The sequence below is a fragment of the Streptomyces populi genome, from assembly GCF_002911015.1.
GTDB lineage: Bacteria > Actinomycetota > Actinomycetes > Streptomycetales > Streptomycetaceae > Streptomyces > Streptomyces populi.
Map to the genome: position 1 here is coordinate 1 of NZ_KZ626907.1, position 21,604 is coordinate 21,604.

14 protein-coding genes and 1 pseudogene are annotated in these 21,604 nt (G+C 74.7%); 10 read left to right on the top strand and 5 right to left on the bottom strand.

All coding sequences use genetic code 11. From position 1 onward, the window contains the following. A pseudogene (locus CW362_RS28295) lies at positions 1–227 on the top strand (nucleotide sugar dehydrogenase); the annotation flags it as partial. Between the two features lie 292 nt (positions 228–519). Here CW362_RS28295 and CW362_RS28300 read toward each other — a convergent pair. Beyond that, complete coding sequence (locus CW362_RS28300; protein WP_103552438.1) at positions 520–1,329, bottom strand: inositol monophosphatase family protein; 810 nt, start codon at positions 1,327–1,329, stop codon at positions 520–522. A gap of 249 nt (positions 1,330–1,578) precedes the next feature. On the opposite strand from CW362_RS28300, the gene CW362_RS28305 reads away from it, so the two are divergent. The 5 genes from CW362_RS28305 (at position 1,579) to CW362_RS28325 (ending at position 14,149) form a co-directional block, all read left to right on the top strand. Further along, positions 1,579–2,445, top strand: a complete 867-nt coding sequence (locus CW362_RS28305) for a DUF4132 domain-containing protein (RefSeq protein WP_103552439.1) — start codon at positions 1,579–1,581, stop codon at positions 2,443–2,445. Next, positions 2,442–7,346 (top strand): DNA-binding protein, encoded by a 4,905-nt coding sequence (locus CW362_RS28310; protein WP_206301071.1) that lies wholly within the window; start codon positions 2,442–2,444, stop codon positions 7,344–7,346. Before CW362_RS28305 ends, CW362_RS28310 begins: the two co-directional genes overlap by 4 nt. Before the next feature lie 88 nt (positions 7,347–7,434). Then, complete coding sequence (locus CW362_RS28315; RefSeq protein WP_103552440.1) at positions 7,435–8,595, top strand: ATP-binding protein; 1,161 nt, start codon at positions 7,435–7,437, stop codon at positions 8,593–8,595. Next, positions 8,592–12,224, top strand: a complete 3,633-nt coding sequence (locus CW362_RS28320) for a vWA domain-containing protein (RefSeq protein ID WP_103552441.1) — start codon at positions 8,592–8,594, stop codon at positions 12,222–12,224. The genes CW362_RS28315 and CW362_RS28320 overlap by 4 nt, the downstream gene beginning before the upstream one ends. Then, entirely contained in the window at positions 12,221–14,149 is a 1,929-nt protein-coding gene (locus tag CW362_RS28325) for a hypothetical protein (RefSeq protein WP_103552442.1), read from the top strand. Before CW362_RS28320 ends, CW362_RS28325 begins: the two co-directional genes overlap by 4 nt. On the opposite strand, the gene CW362_RS28330 is transcribed toward CW362_RS28325, so the two are convergent. Genes CW362_RS28330 through CW362_RS28340 form a run of 3 tightly spaced genes read right to left on the bottom strand, consistent with a single transcriptional unit; the run spans position 14,150 to position 17,477 of the window. After that, positions 14,150–14,599 (bottom strand): response regulator, encoded by a 450-nt coding sequence (locus tag CW362_RS28330; protein ID WP_103552443.1) that lies wholly within the window; start codon positions 14,597–14,599, stop codon positions 14,150–14,152. After that, complete coding sequence (locus CW362_RS28335; RefSeq protein WP_103552466.1) at positions 14,596–16,206, bottom strand: sensor histidine kinase; 1,611 nt, start codon at positions 16,204–16,206, stop codon at positions 14,596–14,598. Before CW362_RS28335 ends, CW362_RS28330 begins: the two co-directional genes overlap by 4 nt. 53 nt (positions 16,207–16,259) lie before the next feature. Next, positions 16,260–17,477, bottom strand: a complete 1,218-nt coding sequence (locus tag CW362_RS28340; protein WP_206301074.1) for a PP2C family protein-serine/threonine phosphatase — start codon at positions 17,475–17,477, stop codon at positions 16,260–16,262. A 186-nt stretch (positions 17,478–17,663) separates the two neighbouring features. Between CW362_RS28340 and CW362_RS28345 the strand changes: the two genes are divergently transcribed. From CW362_RS28345 to CW362_RS28360, 4 genes are all read left to right on the top strand, one after another. After that, positions 17,664–18,293, top strand: coding sequence for a TOPRIM nucleotidyl transferase/hydrolase domain-containing protein (locus CW362_RS28345; RefSeq protein WP_103552445.1), 630 nt, complete (start codon positions 17,664–17,666; stop codon positions 18,291–18,293). Between the two features lie 180 nt (positions 18,294–18,473). Further along, complete coding sequence (locus CW362_RS28350) at positions 18,474–19,436, top strand: NAD(P)H-dependent flavin oxidoreductase (protein ID WP_103552467.1); 963 nt, start codon at positions 18,474–18,476, stop codon at positions 19,434–19,436. Between the two features lie 342 nt (positions 19,437–19,778). Further along, complete coding sequence (locus tag CW362_RS28355) at positions 19,779–20,384, top strand: hypothetical protein (RefSeq protein WP_103552446.1); 606 nt, start codon at positions 19,779–19,781, stop codon at positions 20,382–20,384. 134 nt (positions 20,385–20,518) lie between these two features. Next, positions 20,519–21,055 carry a 2'-5' RNA ligase family protein gene (locus CW362_RS28360; RefSeq protein WP_103552447.1) on the top strand — a complete coding sequence of 179 codons (537 nt, stop codon included), beginning with the start codon at positions 20,519–20,521 and terminating at the stop codon, positions 21,053–21,055. A 28-nt stretch (positions 21,056–21,083) separates the two neighbouring features. Here the strand turns inward: CW362_RS28360 and CW362_RS28365 are convergent, their stop codons facing one another. Beyond that, positions 21,084–21,584, bottom strand: a complete 501-nt coding sequence (locus tag CW362_RS28365) for a GNAT family N-acetyltransferase (protein ID WP_103552448.1) — start codon at positions 21,582–21,584, stop codon at positions 21,084–21,086. Between the last annotated feature and the right edge of the window lie 20 nt (positions 21,585–21,604).

Genomic DNA, 21,604 nt, shown 5'->3' on the forward strand with positions numbered 1-21,604 from the left:
TCGCCGCCGAGGGCGCCCGGGTCCGCTTCACCGACCCCCTCATCCGCGCCGCCCGCGTCACCGACGGCATCCAGGAGAGCGTGATCGACCCCCAGGACCACCCCTGGGACCTGGTCCTGATCCACACCGTCCACCCCGGCACCGACCTGACCTGGCTCGAGGACCGCGACGACGTCCTCGACGCCACCTACCGCCTCGACACCACGGCGGCCAAGGAGACCCTGTGACCGACCTGGCCCCGTAAGGGAGTCGGGGAAACCACGGGCACGCTCGAGACCGGACGGAAGGGATGCGCGACCGCCGCTGCGGTCGCGCCGCACGGGGGGGGGGCTGACCCCGTCCGCCCCTCGGTGCGAGGCCGCCGTGCCGCCGGTCCTGGTCCTGGTTCGGGTTCGGGTCCGGGTCCGGGTCCTCGAGCTTCCACCGTGTCCCGGAGGGACCGCTGATCCACTGATCCGCATCGGACCGGGACCCTTCCGCGAAGCGCCGGCCTCGCGGAGCCGGCGCGGCGGAAGGCCTTCAGTCGCCGTGCCCGGACGGGCTCTTGACCATCGTCATCAGCAGCCGGTGGGTCTCGTCGTCGGCGGCCGCCACGAGTCCGCGGCCCGCCTGCCCGATCGGGGCGCCGTCGATCCCGGTGACCACGCACCCGGCCGCCCTGCACAGGGCGATACCGGCGGCGAAGTGCACGCTCCCGGACAGGTCACCGCCGTCCGTCACGTACGCGGCACGCTTGCCCGCGGCGACCCAGGCGAGGGCCAGCGTCGTGGACACGACGCGGGGCCGGAAGTGTTCCACGAAGCCGGGCCGGGCCAGCAGGTCCACGGCCCGGAAGCCGGGCGCGCCCGGGAACGGCGGGTCCAGGTTGACGTCCACGAGCCGGGTGGCGGACGTGGGCGCCAGCCGGGAGTCGGCACCGTCGTGACGTACCCAGGCCTCCTCGCCGTCGGTGAAGAAGACCTCGCCGCTGAACGGATCGGCCACCGCCGCGGCGCCACCGCGCAGCGCCACGTTGACGGCCACCAGCATGTTGCCGACGGCGTAGTTCAGCGTGCCGCACAAGGGATCCACCAGCCATCGGCGCGTGGCCCCCGCCGCACCCCGCTCCCCGCTCTCCTCACCGAGCACGGCGTCATCGGGCCGGGCTTCGTGGAGCACACCGAGGATCGCCTTCTCGGCCTCGATGTCGGCGGCGGTGGCGAAGTCCCCGCCGCCCTTGTCGACGCGGGTGAGGTGCCGGCCGTACATGGCCCGCACGACGTCCGCGCCGGCCCGGGCCGCCGCCGTCGCGACCCCGGCGTCTTCGAGTCCCGCATACGAGTCGATCACGTCGGCACCCTAGCGCCCGGGCCGGGCCGCCCGCTCCGGCTCCGGCTCCGGCTCCGGCGGAAGCAGGACGTCCCCTCTCCCGGCCCGAGCGTTCAAGACAGGTGCGCCGGCCGGGATCTGTGGGCCCCGGGGCCTGTTGTCAGTGGTCGGCGCTAGCGTTCGCTGCATGGTCGCACTCGGCCCGGGACGCACTGACCTGGCCGAACTGTGCTCTCATCATGCTGTTCTTCACGCGGAAGGCTGTGGCTCGTGGGGTGGGTGTCGACGGGTGACGGGTATGAAGTCGCCCTTGTGGAAGGGCGGGTGGCGGCGCGTGCCACCACGGGCCGGTCGGCGGGACGGCAGCTGAAGTCGCTCCCGCGCGCGCTCAAGGGCCACCCGGAGGTGGACCGGCTGCGACGCTTCGCCGAGTGGCTCGAGCGGCACGACGCGGCGTGTGTGGCTCAGGTCGACGCGTGGATGGTGTCGTCGCTGCCCGTGCCCACCGGGCTGCTGGCCCGGGTATGGCCCGACACGGCCTGGCAGTCCGCGCTGCGCGACCTGGTGGTGGTCGGCGACGACCCGGACGACGTGGGCTTCCTGCGCGGCGCCACCGACGCCGGCGAACTGCAATTGGTGAACCTGGACGGTGAGACGGTCCGGATCGCCCCGCGCACGGTCACGCTGCCGCACCCGGTGCTGCTGCCCGACCTCGACGATCTGCGCGACTTCGCGGCCGAACTGGGCATGGTGCAGCGCGTCGAGCAGATCCACCGGGGGACATGGCGAAAGCCGGAGGACCTGCGCGCCAGGTCCACCGAGGTGAGGGACTTCGCCGGGGGCTCGTTCCGCTCCCGCTTCGCGCTCGCCGCGCGGGCCAGTTCGCTGGGCTACCGCGTGTCCGGGGGTTACGCGACCACCCGGGTGCGGGACGGCGTGCGCACCGTCGAGGCCGCGGTGTGGATCGGGGAGCCGTACTGGGACGGCGGGGTCGAGACCGGTGCCCTCAACTGGCAGGACCAGGACGGCCGTGCCCTGCCGCTGGTCGAGGTGGGGCCGGTCGCCTGGTCGGAGGGGATGCGGATGGCCGCGGCGCTGTACGCCGGCCGCGTCATCGAGGAGGGCAAGAACGCATGAGCGGGGGGACGCAGGTGTCGTACGAGGAGCTGCTGACGGCGGGCGCGGTGCTGCCGCCCGACACGGAGGACGCCGAGGAGTCGGCGGTGCCGCTGACGGCGCGGACGTACCGCCACCCGGGCCTGGACGACCGGGTGGTGGTGCGGCTGGTCGCGGGCGAGCTGGGGACGGCGGAGGACCTGGCCGCCGGATTCCTCGGCCTGGAGCAGGACGCCGAGCCCGTCGTCGTCGGGTTCGGACCGCGCCAGTCGCTGGGCTTCCCGGAATGGGTGCTGGTGCACCACCCGAAGGACGGCCATCACGCGCTGCGCGTGGTGCCGGACCTGGAGCGGGCCGGTCGGCAGGTCAAGTCCCGCCCGAAGGCCGCGCTCGACGCCTTCGTGGAACTCGGGGAGCGGCTGGCGGCCTCGGTGCCGCACTTCCTTCCGACGTTCTACGAGCAGGCCGGGCGCATGTTCCTCGCGGAGGAGAACGCCACCTACGCGGCCCAGTTGTTCACCCGTGCCCGCAAGGCCGAGGCGGAGCACGGTCTGACGGTGCAGGAAGAGCGGCTGGACGCCGTGTTCCTGGAGTTCGCGCTGGCCGGCGCGCTCCCGGTGAAGGTCCTCTCGGGCTACGCCAAGGAGCTGGCGGCGCGGGTGCCGGCCGAGGAGGCACTGCGGCGCTTCATCCGCCTGTGCCTGCGCCGCACGGCGGGCGGGCTGCCGCCGTCGGTGCAGATGGCGAACGACCTGCGCAAGCTGGCCCGGGCCGCGGGCCGGGACGCGAACCTCACCGAGCAGGAGTACGTCTCCGAGCTCCTCGCCCTGCCCGCGACCCTGCGCGCGGCGGCCGGCTGGTGGAAGGGCCACCGCACGGCGCTGATCGCCCTCGCCACGCGCGAACCGCGGGTGCGGGGCACCCTGCTCGACCTGATGCCCGCCGCGCCCGACAGCGACATGCCGGGTATGTGGCTGGAGCTGCTGGAGACCTCCGGCTGCACCGCAGGGTTGTGGGACGACTCCCTGCCCGAGGACCAGCGGCCCCAGGACGGTACCGCGGGCTGGCTGGAGCGGTTCCTGAACTACTGGCAGCGGGCCCGGTCGTGGCGTGACCCCAGCCGCATGGCCGAGCTGTATCCGCTGGTGGAGCGGACCGCGGACCGGTTGCGGACCGAACTCGCCGCTTCCGATGGCGCGTTGCGGGTCGTCCACGACCTCGACCTGATCGACCTGCTGCTGTCGCTGGACGTTCCGGTGGCCGCTCCGCGGGAGGGTGACCAGCTGCTGCTGTCGCAGTGGGCCCTGGGCGAAGGACGTCGAGACCTGTTGTCGGTGGCCGCCGACAGCCGCTTCCACGGGGCCTTCCGGCGGGGCGCGGACCGGTTCGGCGACGACGATCAGTCACGGCGGGCGATCGCGCTCCTGGCGTCGTCGCCGGGCGGCCGCCCCCTGCTCGCCGAGTGGGTGCGCGGGGTCGTACGGCGGTTCACCGCCGTGGGACTGCCGCAGTTGCCCGACGCGCTGGGCCGGCTGAAGTGGCTGCCCGCGGAGGCGCTCATGCTGGCCGAGGACGAGGTGCGCGAGGCGGCCGGCACCGATCTCGCGCCGGTGCTGGCGCGCACCCTGCGGGCGGGCCTCTTCGACGAACTCGGCTGGCCCGCCTGGGAGGACGCCGTCGCCTCGCTCGTCCCCAAGTCCGACGTGGAGGACGTGGTCGTCGCCGACGCCTGGCCCCATCTCGTCGTGGCCGGTGCCTCCCAGGCGCGGGTGATCGGCGCCGAGGGCACGCTCCTCACCCACGACCTGCGGATCCCCGCGAACAGCCACTGGGGCGATCCCGGCCTCCACCACGTGGACGGAGAGCTCCTCGTCTACTGGAACGACCGCACCGAGGGTCTGCGCGGCTACTGGCACAACAGCCCCGACCGTCTCCTGTCCCTGGAGGGCGCCCGCAACACCCGGGGCACCCGCATGGACTGGTACCAGGGGAGCGGGCCGATCACGCTGTCGCTGCCCGGCGGCGGCCGCACGACCGGCGGCGGCGTCCTGCACGCCGGTGACACCACCCTGCCCGAGGAGCGCCAGCTGCTCTGCGACGGCGTCTCGTACTGGGTGTGGAGTGCGGCGGACGGCGGGGCGCACGACTGGTGCGAGTACGACCCGGCGACGGGCGAGCGGGGCCGTGCGAGCAGGCCCGCCTTCCTCGCCGACGCCCTGCGGGACGCCCCCGAGGGCAGCACGTTCGGCGGTGGCCGGCTGTACCCCTCGCCGACCGCAGACGCGAGGCCCGCCTCCGCGCCCGTGGACGGTCTGGTAGGTCTGCGGACGGTGAAGCTGCCCGACGGCTCCGTTCGTACCGAAGACCTGGCCGGACACGCCGTCACCATGCCCGCGAACGCCGGCCGGCCCTCGGCGCTCGTGGTCTTCCCCGGCGCCGAGGCCGCCACGGCCGTCGTCCGCGAGAGCTGGCGCCTCGCCCTCGTGGACGCGGACGGCGTCACCACCTCGGTGGCCAAGACCGACCGCGTTCCGGGAGCGTTCGGCGAGGGCTCGCTGCTGCTGCCGCCGGTCCAGTACTGGGAGTGCCTGACGGCCCGCGATCCCGAGGGCTCCGCGTCGCTGCGGACCATCGACCGTGACACGGCGGCGGCTCTGCTGTCCGCCGCGGGCGGCGAGGACAAGGAGGTCCTGCCCGAGGCGGTCCGTTCCCTCCTCCCCGTCACCCACGCCGCGCTGGTCGCGGGGATCGCCGGTGTCGTACGGCACGCCGCCGGTCAGCAGGCCGTCCTGGACGCGGTGGCCGCCCGGCTCACCCGTGCCCTCGACGGCGGCCCCCAGGAGGAGGGCCCGGCCGGACCGCCGGACACCGTGCTCCTCGACGCCACGAACGGTCTGAGCGGAACGACCCGCTCCTGGTGGAATCGGGACGACGAGGCCGACACCGTCTTCCGTGCCCTGCGCGAGATGAGGCGGGCGGCCGGGCTCTCGGACGCCCCCGCCGCCGAGGGACCGGCGGCGCTCCTCCACCTCGACGGACGACGGGTACCCGTCGGCCAGCCGCACCTGGAGACACTGCTCGACCGCGTGGCCGCCCTGGCCTTCCGGACAGCGGCCTGCACCACCCCCGAGGACCACCGCGCGGCCCTGCAGGGGCTGCTCACCGAGTTCGACGCCCTGGACCTGGTGTCGGACGCCGAGTCCTCGCGCTGGCGGCAAGTGGAGCTGCACCTGGGGGCGGGCGTGCTGCGCACCCCGTCGGGCGAGTGGCGCGAGGGCGCGTGGAACGGCGTGCTGCCCCTGGGCGGCGGGGCCTTCATCGCCGTGGTGGGACGCGTCTCGCAGGACGAGGACGGCTGCGTCTTCACCGGCTTCTTCCACGATCCGGCCGGGCGCTTCGAGACCCCGGAGCCCTACGAACTCCGGAAATCGGCCCCGCTGGGCGAGGACGGGCACCCGGGCCGGCTCGGCGCGTTCCTCGCGGAGCTGTCCGCACGCGGCCCGGCGCCCTGGTTCCCCGAGGCCGCCGAGGAGTTCGCGCGTCTGACGGGCGTCACCGACACCATGGCCCGGCTGATCGTGGCCGGTCTGCCCCGGATCGACGTCTACGAGCGGTCGTTCCTGACCGCGCAGGCATGCGCGGCCATCGGGGTGAAGGCCGCCGCGGCGGCTGTCGCCAAGGAGGAGCTGCGCCAGGTCGATCCGGTGATCCGTGCCGAGGTCGTGGCCGCGCTGCTGCCCGCCGACCCCGCCCGGCTGTGGACCGAGGGACCGGACCGGGCCGCCGCGGCCGAGGTCTGGAACAGCAGGCTGGGCCGACGGGCCGCCGTACCCGAGGAGCTGCTCGGCGAGGCGGTGCGCGCCTTCAAGCACGGACAGTGGAACGTCCGTCAGGCGCTGCCCGCGGTCATCGCCCCGGCCGGTGAGCCCCGGCTCACCCGGGACCTGGAGTGGGCGGTCGAGGGTGACCGGGTCAGGTGCGTCGACAAGGACGGGGCCGGATTCGCCGGACCGGTCCTGATCGGCTTCGTCGGACTCGCCGCCTGGCTCGCCCACCGGCTCCCGGCCGGTGACCCGATCCGTGCCGCGCTGCCCGCCGCGCTCGACGCCGTGCGCGAGAGGCTGTCCCACCCCGGGCTGATGCTCGACCTCGGGCAGTACGTCAGCATCACCGACTTCCGGAAGACGGCAGGCACGCCGACCGAGGTCGGCAAGGGGTTCGAGCGGTACGGCGCCGTCGTCCTCGCCACGCACGACGACCAGCCCTCCCCCGCCCTGCGGGTCTCCCTGCTCGACGAGGCGGGCCAGGACCCGTACCTGCCGGCGTTGCGCGTCGCCGGCCAGCGCCCCTACCACGTGGAGGTGGCCCTGCGACTGGCCCGCTCCGCCCGCTTCGAGGCCCTGCTCGCCGATCCGGGCGACCCGGTGGCCGGTGAGCGCGGCAAGGACGGCACCTGGTGGCCGCAGGACCCGACCCGCTCGGTGCCGGACCTGGTCACGGAGGCCGCCGAGGAGTACGGCCTCGGGCAGGACGCGGCGGCGCTCTATCTGATGCTGCTCGCCATGCCCGACCCGACGGACCGGATGACGGCCCGGTGGACGGGCTGGAAGCCGGCCCGTCTCAAGGCGGCCCGTGCCGAACTCGCCGTCACCGACCTGGTGGTGGAGGCCAGCCGCACCCGGGCCGGGCGCTCGCTGTTCCTGCCCGGCGGCTGGGTGGTGCCGAAGGCGCCGCGCGTCCCGCTGGAGCAGTGGAAGCGGCCGCTGTTCGAGGACCTGCTGTGGCGCGAGGAGGCTCTGCTCGGCGTGATCGCGCCGACCGAACCGGTCGCGGATCTCTACCGCAGGGCCTGGCGGCTGGTCCAGGAGGGCGGCGGGCCCCGGTTCGAGGAGTTCGAGGTGCGACCCGGCCGCCGCCGCTGATCCACCGCCGGGGCCCCGGCGATCTCCGGCGGGGCCCCGGCGCTTCCTCCCCCTGACGACACACGTACCTACCGATCAAGGAACACGCATGACCGCGACCGACACGGCGACGGTCCTTCCGGCACGGCAGACCCTGCCCGCCGAGGAGCGCCACGCCACCGAACTCGCCTTCCTCGCCGCCCACGACACGGGCCCCCGCCCGCCCGGCTGGCGGCTGACGCCCCGCGCCGTGATCACCTTCGTGTGCGGCAGCGGCGGCGAGTCCCTCGTCCTGCCCGAGCCCCACGACACGCTGCCCGACAAGCTTGTCATCACCCCCAAGTTCGTCGGCGAACGCGCCCTGGTGGAGCGGTGTGTCGTCACCCTCGCCGGAGAACGCGGGCTCCTGCTGGTCGGTGAGCCGGGCACGGCCAAGTCGATGCTCTCCGAGCTGCTGTCCGCCGCCGTCTGCGGCACCAGCGCGCTGACCGTCCAGGGCACCGCGGGCACCACCGAGGACGCCCTGCGCTACGGATGGAACTACGCCCTCCTGCTCGCCCAGGGCCCGACGCCGACGGCGCTGGTCGACTCCCCCGTGCTGGCCGCCATGCGCGCCGGGCGGGTGGCCCGCGTCGAGGAGATCACCCGCTGTCTGCCCGAGGTGCAGGACGCGCTGGTGTCGATCCTGTCCGACCGGCGGATGAGCGTGCCCGAACTGGCCGGCACGGACGACGCCCAGGTCGCGGCCGCCCCCGGGTTCACCGTCATCGCCACCGCCAACCTGCGCGACCGCGGCGTCTCGGAGATGTCCGCCGCGCTCAAGCGGCGCTTCAACTTCGAGACCGTGCACCCGATCGCCGACGTCGAGGCCGAGACCGCGCTCGTACGGCGGCAGGCCGTCGCGGCCGTCGAGCGGGCCGGTGCCGCCTTCGGCGTCGACGACGCGGTGCTGGACGTGCTGGTCACCGTCTTCCGTGACCTGCGGGCCGGACGGTCCGCGGAGGGCTGGGACGTGGAGCGGCCCGGCACGGTGATGTCGACGGCCGAGGCGGTGCAGGTCGCGGTCTCCCTCGGGGTGGCCGCCGCCTACCTCCCCGGGGCCGACTCCCTCGACCTGGTCCCGGGCCACCTGCTGGGCGTCGTGCGCAAGGACGACCCGGCCGACCACGCGCGGCTGCTCGGCTACTGGGACGGTCCGGTGCGCCGCCGCGCCGAGGACGGTTCCGCGGTGTGGCGCAGGCTCTGGGACCTGCGGGAGAACCTCCGGTGACGTACCCCCAGGATCCACGGGCGGCCGTCGCCGCCCTCGCCGGCTCCGAGGCTCCGTACCTGCTGGGCGTACGGCACCACAGCCCGGCGCTCGCCGCGGCGGTGCCCGCCCTGCTCGACGCCTGCGGGGCGGAGGTCGTGTGCGTGGAGCTGCCCGCCGACTTCCAGCCGTGGCTGCCCCATCTGGGCGCGCCGGGCACCGTCGCGCCGGTCGCGCTCGCCGGGGCCGGTGAGAACGGACGGCTCGGTTTCTATCCGTTCGCCGACTTCTCCCCGGAGCTGGCGGCGGTCCGCTGGGCGCGGGAGCGCGGAGCGGACGTCGTGTGCTGCGACCTGCCGATGTCCGATCCCCGGTGGACCGCGGAGGGTTCCCTCCCGTCGGGCGATACGCGGACCGCGGTCGCCGAGGAGGCGCCCGCGGGCGCGGCCGTCTCCTTCGGGAACGCGCTCGCCGCGTCCGGGACCGGCCGTGAGGGTGACGACCTGTGGGACCGCTGCGTGGAGGTCCTCGCCCCGGGATCCACCCCCGAGGCGATCCGCCGCGCCGCGCTCGGTGTCGGCTGGGCACTGCGCAGCGACGCCGAGGCCTCGGGCGGCGCACCGGCGCTGGACCTCGCCCGTGAGGCCCACATGCGCGAGACGATCGCCCGTGCCGCGGGGGACGGTCGCCGGGTCGCGGCCGTCGTCGGCGCGTTCCACGCCCCGGCGCTGACGGCGGCCGTCCCGGCGCCCGGCGCGGCTCCGGCGCCGGGTGCCGCCGACGCGGTGCCGACGGCGGTCGCTCACGGCGCCGGCGCGAAGCACCCGGACGTCGTCACCTCCCTCGTCCCCTACGCCTTCGATCTGCTGGACTCCCGCTCCGGCTACCCGGCCGGCATCCGGGACCCGCGCTGGCAGCAGGCGGTGTTCCGGGCCGGGGGCGACCCCGGGCTGGTACGGGACGCGGCCGCGCGAGCGGTCACCGACGTGTGCCGGGAGCTCCGCGCGGCCGGGCACCCCGCCGGAACGGGCGAGGCCGCCGAGACCGTGCGGATGGCGGGCGACCTCGCACGGGTGCGCGGGCTCGCGGCACCGGGACGCGGCGAGGTCGTCGAGGCGCTGACGAGCGTGATGGGCCAGGGCGAGCCCCTGGGACGCGGCCGGGCCCTCGCCCGGGCGCTCGAAGTGGTCCTGGTCGGCACCGACCGGGGCCGGATCGCGCCGGGCACACCGCGCTCCGGTCTCGGCCCGTGCGTGGAGGCGGAGGTCGCCGCGCTGCGGCTGCCCGGCCCGGACGACCCCGCGGCACGCGAGGTGCGCCTGGACCCGCTCCGTTCGGATCTCGACGGCCGCCGCGAAGTCCTGCTCCAGCGACTCGCCGTGTGCGGCGTCGGCTACGGCGAGACCGTGGCGGTGACCGGTACGGGCGACGGGGCCGCCCTGACCACCCGGTGGCGGGTGTCGTGGACACCGTCCGTCCCCGTACGGCTGGACCTGGCCGGGATGCGGGGTGTGACCGCGGCCCTGGCCGCCGAGGGCACCCTGCGGGAGACCTTCCGCAGGGAGTCCGCGGACGGCGGGCCCACCTGCGCCCACGTCCTCGCGGCGCTCGGCGCCGCCGCCCGCTGCGACCTGCCCGCGCTGGTGTCCGAGCGGCTCGCCGATGCCGCCACGCTGTTCCCCGCCTCGGCCACGCTGCCCGAGCTCCTCGCCGCGCTCGACCTGCTGGAGGCCCTGGGCCGCGGCCATCTGCCCGGCACCACCCCGGACACCCGGCGGACCGCCGCCGGACTGGCCACCGATCTGCTGGAGTCCGCGGTCCGCGCGCTGCCGGGACTCGCGGGCAGCGACCGGCCGGAAGACACGGCCGCGATCGTCGAGCTGGCCTCGCGGGCCGGTGAGCAGCGCCTCGGACTGCGGATGGACGACGCCCTCGCCGCCCTCGCCCGCACGGGCTCCCCGCTCGTCCAGGGCGCCGCGCTGGCCGCCCGGGTGCTGCTCGACCTCGACGACGCGGCGGCCCTCGGCGCGCGCGCCGCGGGCTGGATCGACACGGCCACCGCACCGGAGGCACGCCACGCGCTGGGCCGTCGGCTCGGCGGTCTGCTCAGTGGCGCGGCCGCGTTGCTCCAGGCGGCGCCGACGGCGCTCGACCCGCTCCTCGAGCGTATCGACACGCTCACCGACCAGGGCTTCCTCGACCGGCTGCCCGCCCTGCGCGGGGGCTTCGACACGCTCACCCCCGCAGGCCGCGACCGTCTCCTGCACACCGTGACCGAGCGGCTCGGTGACCGTCCCGATCTGTCGCTCACCGCCTCGCCGGGGCTCCTCGCCCTGTGGACGGCCGCGGACGCGGCGGGACTCGCCGCCCTTCGCGCACTGCGCCTGCCCGCCGGGACGGGCACCGGGCCGACGGCGGGCCCCGAGGCCGGCGCGGTCCCCGGCCGGCCCGGGAACCCCGCGCACTCCGGCCCGTCGCGCGCCGTGGCGGCGCCCGCCACCGCGGCGCCGTCCGCCGAGCCGCGGATCACGCCCACCGACCGCTGGCGACTGCTGCTCGGCCGGGAGACCGACAAGCTCCCGCGAAGCGCCCGCCGGTACGCGCACGCGCTCGACGAGCTGTACGGCACCGGCCGCGGAGAGGGCTCCTCCGACCTCGGCCGGGAGGGCGGCTCCCCGGGTCGGGGCGGTGGCCGCGAGGCGTCCTTCCCGACGGCCCGTGAGTGGGCCGAGGAACTGGAGGCCCTGTTCGGGGCAGAGGTCCGGGAGGAGGTGCTGGCCCGCGCCGCCGACCAGGGCCGCAGTGACGTACTGGCCGAACTCGACCCCGCCGCGGTGCGTCCGTCGGTCGACCTGCTGACCTCGGTGCTGTCCCTCGCGGGCGGAATGCCCGAGAAGCAGCTGGCCGCTCTGCGTCCGCTCGTACGCCGCCTGGTCGACGAGCTGGCCGAGGAGCTCGCGACCCGGATGCGCCCGGCCCTCACCGGACTCGCGACGCCCCGTCCCACCAGGCGGCCCGGCGGCCGGCTCGACCTGCCGCGCACCCTGCGGGCCAACCTCGCCCACGCGCGCCGGACGGCCGACGGGCGCACCGTGGTGGTGCCGGAGCGGCCGGTCTTCAGCACCCGCTCGCGCAAGGAGGCGGACTGGCGTCTGATCCTCGTGGTCGACGTGTCCGGGTCGATGGAGGCCTCCGTCGTCTGGTCCGCCCTGACGGCGGCCGTCCTGGGCGGCGTGCCCACCCTGTCCACGCACTTCCTCGCGTTCTCGACGGAGGTGATCGACCTGACGGACCGGGTCGACGACCCGCTGTCGCTGCTGCTGGAGGTGCGCGTCGGCGGCGGCACCCACATCGCGGCCGGGCTCGGCCACGCCCGTTCCCTGGTCACCGTGCCCAGCCGGACCCTCGTGGTGGTGGTGAGCGACTTCGAGGAGGGCTACCCGCTGGGCGGGCTCCTCGGCGAGGTACGGGCCCTGGCGAACTCCGGGGTGCATCTGATGGGATGCGCCGCCCTGGACGACACCGGTACCCCTCGTTACTCGGTGCCCGTCGCCCAGCAGCTCGTCGCGGCCGGTATGCCCGTCGCCGCGCTCAGTCCCCTCGCCCTCGCCCGCTGGGTGGGCGACCGTCTCCGCGGAGAGACCCGATGAACGCCGAACTGCCCCCGGCGGCACCCGATGTGGTCGCCGCCGCCGTGGAGGGCCTGACCACCAGGCTGCGCAAGAAGCTGGACGCCGCGATCGAGTCGTACGCGGCCCTGCCGGTCGTCGTCGACGGCACGGTCCGACGGGTGCGGTGCGGTGAGGACGCGGAGGTCGCTCTCACCCCCGGTCCGTCCGGTTCCGTCACGGACCCGGACCAGGCGGTGTGCAGTTGTCTGCTCGCTCCCCGGTGTCTGCACAGGGCCGCCGTCCTCGGCGCCTGCCCGCTGGCCGACCCGGAGACCGGAGCGGACACCACGGACACCGCGGACACCGAGGGCGACAGTGTGCCCCCCGCGGGCGACGGCACGGCCCTCGGCGCCGCGGACACCGCCGCTCCCGCCGTGTCGCCCACCACCGGGACGGCCGCGGAGCCCGAGGAGACCGTCCCCCTCACGGCTGCCCAGCTGGCCGCCGCGTCCGGACTGTGGTCGGCGGCCGCGGCGTTGCTCACCGCCGGGGTGCCCGCCGCGGGCGCGGTCCCCCAGGCCGAGTTGCTCAGGGCCGCGCACACGGCCCGGCTCGCCGGGCTGCACCGCGCCGAGGCGGCCGCGCTGCGGGTCGTACGGGGGCTGCGTGGCGCGCGTGCCCGCCATGACGGCCACCGGCTGGCCGACCTCGTGGCTCAGGTACGGGAACTGCTGCTCACCACGGCCCTGCTGGCCGCGGGGGGCCCGGAGCCAGCGCTGATCGGCACGGCCCGCCGCGCCTACCGGCCGGGCGGCAGCCTGCGGGTCCACGGGGTCTGCCGGGAACCGGTGATCGCCGCCACCGGTTACGGCGGCGTCGTCACCCACCTCGTCTCCGAGGACGGGCGCTGGTTCTCGGTCGCCGACGTCAAACCCGGCGGACCGGCTCGCGCCCAGGGCGCGGCCACCGCCACCGTGGCGCTCGGCTCGGGCAACCTCGATCACGCCCAGCTCTCCCGGGGCGGGCTGCTGGTCTCGGGCGCGACGGTGTCCTCCGACGGCCGTCTCGGCTCCGGCAAGGGCGTGCGGGCGACTCCGCTCGCCGGCGGGTCGTGGACCTCGGGTCCGCTCGCCGCGCTGTTCGCCCGCCCGCTCGCCGAAGCCGTCGCCGAACGGCTCACGGCGGCGCCGGACGCCGACCCGGAGCAGGCCGAGCGGGCGGCGCGCGAGCTAGTCGGCTGCGACCTCGTCCTCGTCGGAGCGGCCGGCGACCACTTGATCGCCAGGGAACTGCCTTCCGGGCGGCCGGACACGGAGGGCACCCTGATGCGGCTGGTCCCGTCGAGCGGTCACCCCGGCCTCGCCCACACGGCCAACTTCCGTCGGCTCGCGTCCCGGCCGGGGCTGCGGCTGCGTGTCGTCGGCCGTCTGGACCCGGACCGCGCCGCCACGCTCCGCCCGCTGGCCGTCGCCCCGCTGCCGGAGACCGAGGCCACCCTGCGGCTGCCCGCGGAGTGGCAGGGCCACGCCGACCTGGGCTACGACCGCCTGGAGGGCGCGCACTTCCCGCCTCCGGAGGTCATGACCGCCACCGCCGCGCCCCCTGCGGACGGCCCGTGCGAGATCCCGCCGGACCCGCTGGCGCAGGCCCCCCTGTGGCGGCTGCGGCGGCTGGTCGAGGTCGCCGTCTCGGGCGGCCGCAGAGCCGTCGCGGAACCCGCGCGCGACGGCGACCTGCGCGGTGACGGAGCGGCCCTGCGACGCGGCGGTTTCCACACGGCCGCCGACCTGGCGGCCGGCCTCACCGCGGAGGCCGACCGACGCACCCGTGACGTCTTCGGCCGCACGGGCGGGGCCGACCCGGACCGCTACGCACGGGCCTGGCTCGCCGCGGCCGTCTATCTGGCGGGCGTCGAACGGGCTCTGGTGCGGGCCACCTGGCAGCCGGCGGACGCCGGTTCCTGATCAGCCGTTCTGCCGTGGCAGGCGCACCACCTGGACGAAGAAGTCGTCGATCTGACGGACGGCCGCGATGAACTGGTCCAGGTCGACCGGCTTGGTGACGTAGGCGTTGGCGTGCAGTTTGTAGCTGCGCAGGATGTCCTCCTCCGCCGCCGAGGTGGTGAGGACCACGACCGGGATGTGGGACAGGGCCGGGTCCGACTTGATCTTCTCCAGAACCTGCCGGCCGTCGTACTTGGGCAGGTTGAGGTCCAGGAGGATCAGGTCGGGCCGCGGCGCGTCGGCGTGGGCGGCCCTCCGGTAGAGGAAGTCGAGCGCCTCCTCTCCGTCCCGCACCACGTGCAGGGTGTTGCCGATCTTGTTGTCCTCGAACGCCTCCCGCGTCATGAGCTCGTCGCCCGGGTCGTCCTCGACGAGGAGGACGTCGATGGGGGTTCCGGCGGGAGTCGTCATATCAGTGCCTTGTCCTCGGTGCTGTCGTGAAGGGCGTCCGCCGCGTCGGCGGACGGGACGGTGAAGCAGAAACGGGTGCCGTCGGTGTAGGCGGTGTCGAGCCAGATGCGGCCGCCGTGGTACTCGACGATCTTCTTGCACAGCGCGAGGCCGATGCCTGTTCCACCGTAGGCGTCGCGGCTGTGCAGCCGCTGGAAGATGACGAAGACCTTCTCCTCGAACTCGCCGGGAATTCCGATGCCGTTGTCGGTGACGCACAGGCGCCAGGAACCGGTGTCCTCCGGGTCCCGCTCGCAGGTGATGCGGACGTGGGGCGGACGGTCGGGGCGGCGGAACTTGACGGCGTTGCCGACCAGGTTCTGCCAGAGCATCGTGACCAGGGTCGGATCCCCGACGACCCGGGGCAGCTCGTCCGGCCGGTCGATGCGCGCGCCGCTGTCGGTGACCGCGCTGTCCAGGTTGGCCAGCGCCTTGCCGAGCGCCTGGTCCAGGTCGACCGGGAGGCGGGCGTCGTTGACGCGGCCCACGCGGGAGAAGGTGAGCAGGTCGTTGATGAGGATCTGCATGCGTTTGGCGCCGTCGACGGCGAAGTCGATGTACTGCCGTGCGCGGTCGTCCAGTTGGTCGCCGTAGCGCTTCTCCAGGAGCTGGCAGAAGGAGGCGACCTTCCGCAGCGGCTCCTGCAGATCGTGGGAGGCCACGTACGCGAACTGTTCGAGTTCGGCGTTGGAACGGCGCAGCTCCACGGCCTGCGCGTCCAGGTCGGCGGCCTGCCGGGCCAGGGCCTCCCGCTGTTCGCGGGAGGAGTCCAGCTCGGCGACGATCCGCTGCCGCATGTTCTCGACGTCACGCGCCACGGCGGTGAGGTCGACGGGACCGCCACCGGTGATGACGTGGTCGAAGTCTCCCTGTGCCACCCGGCGTGTGGCGATCCGCAGGTCGTCCAGCGGTCGTGTCACCAGCAGGCGGATCAGGATCGTCAGCACCACGCCGGTCAGCAGGAAGGCCACGACCATGCCGATGAGCACCGCGTCGCGGAACGCGCGCGCGGAGTCCAGCTGGTCCCGGCCCTCGTCGACCGCCGCCGCCAGCCCGGCGATCTGCCGGGCGGACGCGCCGCGGATCCGGTCGAAGGACTTCTTGCCGCGTTCGGCGGTCGCCGCGTCGGTCGTGCGCGGTTCGCCCGTGGTGATGCCGTCCATCAGGGGTTCGGCGTAGGTGCGCCGCCAGTCGTCCGCCCGCTTCTCCACCGTCTCCAGCTCACCGAGCAGTTCGGGGCGGTCGCCGATGAGGGCGCGCATCCGGGCGACGGCGTGCTCCTCGTCCTCGCGGCCCTGGGTGTAGGGCGCCAGGAACTGGCGGTCGGCCGCGATGGCGTAGCCGCGGACCCCCGTCTCCTGGTTCACCAGGGCCGACTGCAACCGGTACGCCTCCGTCTGCGCGGGCTCGACGTCCAGGAGCAGGTGGTCGGTGACCGAGGTCGTCCGCTGGAGCAGCCCGGCGCCGACCCCGGCGCCCACGACCACCACCAGTGCCATGAGTGCCAGCACCAGTCTGATCCAGCCCTGCACCGTCAGCCGGCGTCCGGCCCACCGCTCGCCGGTCATGTTTCCCGTCCCGTCCTCGAAGTCCCTGTCGTCCCGCACGCTCTTCACACTCATCAGCCCCACCGCAGGTAGAGGACGGCGACGTCGTCGGCCAGGCCGCCCTGCGTCTCGGCCAGGGCCTCGGCCCGGTCGATCAGCCCGTCGACGAACGCGGCCGGGGCCAGACCGGTCAGTTCACGGGCCATCGCCAGCAGTCCCTCCTCGCCCAGCCGCTGGGTGCCGCGGCCGACGCGCCCCTCGAAGAGGCCGTCGGTGAACAGCACCAGCGCCGCGCCCTCGGGGAACTCCAGTTCCTCCACGGGCCAGCTCGCCCCTCCCGGGATGATGCCGAGCGCCGGGCCGCCCCGGATCTCCACCCACTCGACCCCGTCGTGCCCGCGCAGCAGCACTCCGTGATGACCTGCCCGCACCATCCGGACGCGTCTTCGACCGGGGCCGACGCTGAGGATGAGCAAGGTGGCGAAGACCCCGCTCCTGGCCCGCTCGGCCAGGAGGATCTCCTCGAGCCGCCCCACCTGGTCGGCGCCGGTGACACCGCTGAGCACGAGGGTGCGCCAGGCGATGCGCAGCGCCACCCCGAGCGCCGCCTCGTCCGGACCGTGCCCGGAGACGTCACCGATCAGGGCGTGCACGGTGCCGTCGGCGCTCTGCACGATGTCGTAGAAGTCCCCGCCCAGCAGCGCGTGCGCGCGGCCGGGCCGGTAACGGGTCACGACCTCCACGCCGTCCCCGCGCAGCAACGGGCGCGGAAGCAGGCCCCGTTCCAGGCGGGCGTTCTCCTGGGCCTGCATCTGGCTGGCCTGCAGCGCCACGGCGTCGCGCTCGGCCTGCTTGCGCTGGATCGCGTAGCGGACCGCCCGTCCGAACAGTTCCGGTTCGACCCGGCCCTTGACCAGGTAGTCCTGCGCGCCGGCGGCTACGGCCGCCAGACCGGTCCCCTCCTCGGCGAGTCCGGTGAGGACCACGACGGCGACGTGTTCGGCGCGCTCGCGCACCCTCGACACCGCTTCCAGGCCCTGGGCGTCCGGGAGATGGAGGTCCAGCAGCACGCAGTCGGGGACCTCGGACGCGAGCACGTCGCAGGCCTCGGTCATCGAGCGCACCCAGCGCAGGCTCATGCCGAGCGCGCTGTCGGCGACCATCTCCTCCACGAGCAGCGCGTCGCCCGGGTCGTCCTCCACCAGGAGCACCGACGGCTCCTCCGTCCCCCAGGCCGCGGTGCGGTCCAGTTCGGGCGAAGCCACGCCGGTGGCCCCGGGCTGCGACGTCATCATTGAATGGACCCCCACACCCGCCACCACTCCGCCGCTTCATGACGGACAACTCCGCGAGCATACTCACGCTGACGTCCGAGTACGCGGTGAGGACTTCCGTTCGCCGTTCCGCGCTGCGGACCCCGGCGACGCCGAGGAACAAATTCGTTGCCGTGCCGCACGGGAGGGAATCAGACTCGGCGCATGACCGACATGGGGGCGTTCCGTGAGGCGGTCACCGCCTGGGCGGCCGGTGGCTCCGGTGACCTCGCGCGCGAGCTGGCCGCGCGGCTGTCCGTGAGGACGGCCGTTCTGCTCGAAGGACCGAGCGATCTCGCGGCGGTCGACGCGCTCACCGAACGCCGAGGCCGGGACCTGGCGTCCGAGGGGATCTGCGTCCTGGCGATGAACGGCGCCATGAGCGTGGGGCGTTTCGCCCGTCTCCTCGGACCACCGGGCCTCGGCCTTCGTCTCACGGGACTGTGCGACGAGGCGGAACGCGGCTACTACGCCCGCGCGTTGGGACCGGGAAGCGAGGACGGGACCGACGCGCGGCAGGAGTTCTTCGTCTGCGCGGCGGATCTGGAGGACGAACTCATCCGCGCTCTGGGTGTGTCCCGGGTGGAGGAACTGATCCGGGCGGAGGGCGATCTGCGGGCCTTCCAGACCTTTCTGCGCCAGCCGGCACAGCAAGGCCGCACCGCACAGCGGCAGTTGCGGCGCTTCCTCGCCACGAAGAAGGGCCGCAAGATCCGCTACGGCCGCGTCCTCGTGGAGGCGCTCTCCCCCGACCGCGTCCCCGCCCCGCTCGACGGCCTGCTCACCTCCCTGTGACCGCCGGAGCCTTCGCGCACTCCGGGTGAGGGGCACCGGCACCGTCGAGGCCGACAGGACGGCCGGGCCGGGCGGTCCGACGGACGGGACCGGGTCGCCCGTGGCGTCCTCGCCCGCGAGGAGGAGCGGCGGACGGACGCCCCCTGGGCACGGCCCGGTGGAGGGGCGATGATGGCCGTCATGCCCTTGTCGACCGCGTTCACGACGATGTTCGGTGTCCGGCATCCCATCGCCCTGGCGCCGATGGGCGGATCCGCCGGCGGCGAGCTGGCGGCGGCCGTCTCGCGCGGAGGCGGGCTCGGCCTGCTGGGCGCCGGAGGGGGCGACCCGGACTGGCTGGCGCGGGAGCTGCCGATCGTGGCGGGGGCCGGAAAGCCGTGGGGGGTCGGGTTCCAGACCTGGGCGGCCGGCACGGCCGTGATCGAGCAGACGCTGGAGCACGGCCCCACGGCCGTGATGTTCTCCTTCGGCGATCCGAGCCCGTACACCGAACGGGTCCGTGAGGCCGGCGCGGCCGTGATCATCCAGGTGACCGACCTCGACGAGGCCGGACGGGCCGTGGACCTGGGCGCCGACGTCATCGTGGCGCAGGGCACCGAGAGCGGCGGGCACGGGGCCCGGCGCGGGCGCTCCACGCTCCCCTTCGTACCGGTCGTCGTGGACCTGGCCGGGGAGGTGCCGGTGCTGGCGGCCGGTGGGATCGCGGACGGCCGGGGCCTGGCGGCCGTCCTGGCTCTGGGTGCCGCCGGGGCGGTCATCGGCACCCGCTTCCAGGCCACGGCCGAGGCCCTCGTCGATCCCTCGACCGCGAAGGCGCTCGTCGGCGGACGCGGGCAGGACACGGAGCGAAACCGCGTCCTCGACATCGTCCGGGGGTCCCGATGGCCGTCGAAGTACACGGCCCGCACCCTGGGCCACCCGTACCTCGACCGGTGGCGGGGCCGGGAGGGAGAACTCGCGGCGGACCCCGCGGCGGCCCGCCTGGCGTATCGGGCCGACGTGGCGAACGGGGACGTGCCCCCGCTGCCGGTCTGGGCGGGCGAGGGCGTCGACCTCGTCACCGATCTGCCGCCCGCGGCCGAGCTCGTCGCCACCCTCTCCTCCGAGGCCGGCCGGGCCCTGGCCCGAGCGGGACGCGGCTGACCGGGGCATCGCTCCACGGCCGGTACGTCCGTCACCACCGCCGGGGGTGCCTCCCCGGCACACCACGCCGTGCACGACCGCGTGAAAGACGGGACGCCGCCCTGACGGAATGTCACCATTGCCCGGGAAACCGTTCGGCCCGCTCCGCGCCCCTGTCGGCATCCGGTACGGCACCGCCGCCCGGCCACTCCGATTCAACTCACCGGCCGTGGAAATCCGTTCCTCGAAACCCGCTTCCACTCCCCCGTACGCACACACGACCGGCCGAGTCCCGGCGGCACGACCCGCCGCACCTCGTACGGCCGGTCCGGTCCACGGCATCGCCGGAACAGGAGCACGCCCATGCGCCTCTACGCCCAGACCCCAGCGCGTCGGAGTCGTCAGATCGTGGCCGATCTGATCGCCGTGGCACTGATCGCGGCCGCGGTGAGGTTCGCCCTGGTGGTCCACCACGCGATCATGCTGCTGGCCGAGCCGGGGCGGAAGGCCCAGAGCGCGGGCGACAGCCTCGCGGGCGACCTCGACGACGCCGGTGACGCGGCCTCGAAGGTGCCGTTCGTCGGGAGCTCCCTGAAGAAGCCGCTCCGGTCCGCCGCCGACGCCGCCACCGGTCTCTCCGACGCCGGACAGTCGCTGGAGGACCTGGTGGGCCGCGTGGCCCTGCTGGCCACGGTGGCCCTGATCGTCCTCTCGGTGGCCTTCGTCCTGGTGCTGTGGCTTCCGCCGCGCCTGCGCTGGATCCGGCGCAGCGCCACCACCCGCCGTCTCCTCGACGCTCCCGGAGGCGCCGACCTGCTCGCCCTGCGCGCCCTGACCGGACCGCAGCGCGATCTCGCCGCGATCCCCGCCCCGCCGGGCGGCCTCGCCGATGCCTGGCGGCGCGGAGACCAGCGGGTCATCGCCGACCTGTCCAGGCTGACCCTCAGGCAGGCGGGCCTGCGGCCGTAACACGAAGGAACGCCCTTCCCCCGCCATGCGCGGAAGTTGACGGGGCGACGGGTGAGCGGGAGCGAGGGGCCGCGCCGGCGACATGGCGCGAAAAACCGGCCGCGGCCCTCCTCGTCCACGGATAGACAGGGGCGATGACGAACGATGATTCTGGCAGCGGTCGAGCGGGCGGTTCGGGACTGGTGGTGAGGGTCCCCGAGGCGGAGCCCGTCGTCCGGGCGTGGCGGGACCGGCTGGACCCGGCCGTCCGTTCGGGCATGCCGCCGCACGTCACGGTGCTCTTCCCCTTCCTCCACGAGAGCCGCTTCGACGGGAGGACCCTGGCCGCCGTCGACGACGTGATCGGGCGTCACCAATCCTTCGAGGCCGGGTTCGAACGCTGCGGGCGGTTCCCCGGCGTCCTGTACCTCGCCCCGGAGCCGGACGCGCCGTTTCGCGCGCTCACCGAGGCCCTGGTGGACCGGTGGCCCGAAACCCCGCCCTTCGGGGGCGAGTTCGCCGAGATCGTGCCGCATCTGACCATCGCCCAGGGGCAGGACGACGCCGTCCTGGACGAGGCCGAGGCGGACCTTCGCGGCCGGCTGCCCGTCGTCACCCGCGTGGCGTCGGTCGATCTCATGGTCCACGACGGATCGCGGTGGCGACAGCGGGCGTCGTTCGCGCTCCGGTGAACGCGGCGGGGAGGGTCCGTGGAGAGCCTCAGGCCAGCCGCTTGTGCATGACGATGCACGGGCGGCCGTGCTGACGGTCGGTACGGCGGTCGATCTCCTGCCAGCCCAGGGAGGTCCAGAAGGCCGAGGACTCCGGAGTGTTCTCCAGGACCGCCAGCCGGATGCCGTCCCTGCCCTCGCGCCGGTACCGCTCCTCCACCAGTCCGGCCAGCCGTCCGCCGATCCGCTGCCGGTGCAGGCTCCCGTGCACCAGCAGCAGCCCGATCCACGGGTGTCCGTCGACGGGATGGCGGTCGAACAGGCACACCAGGCCGACGGCCCGGTTCCGCTCGTCACGGGCGAGCAGGACCTCGCAGCCCTCGGTCCCCGCCTCTTCCCGCAGGTCCGCTTCGACCCGGTCGGCCGGAACACGCTCGGGGTCGTACTCGCCGGCGGCACGGCAGTACTCCGGGTTGCTAGCGTAGAGACCGACCACCTCGGCGATCTCTTCCGGCGAGAAGCGGAGCGGCGTGAGCGTCAGCTGCGACATCCCGGCAGGCTAACCAGCCG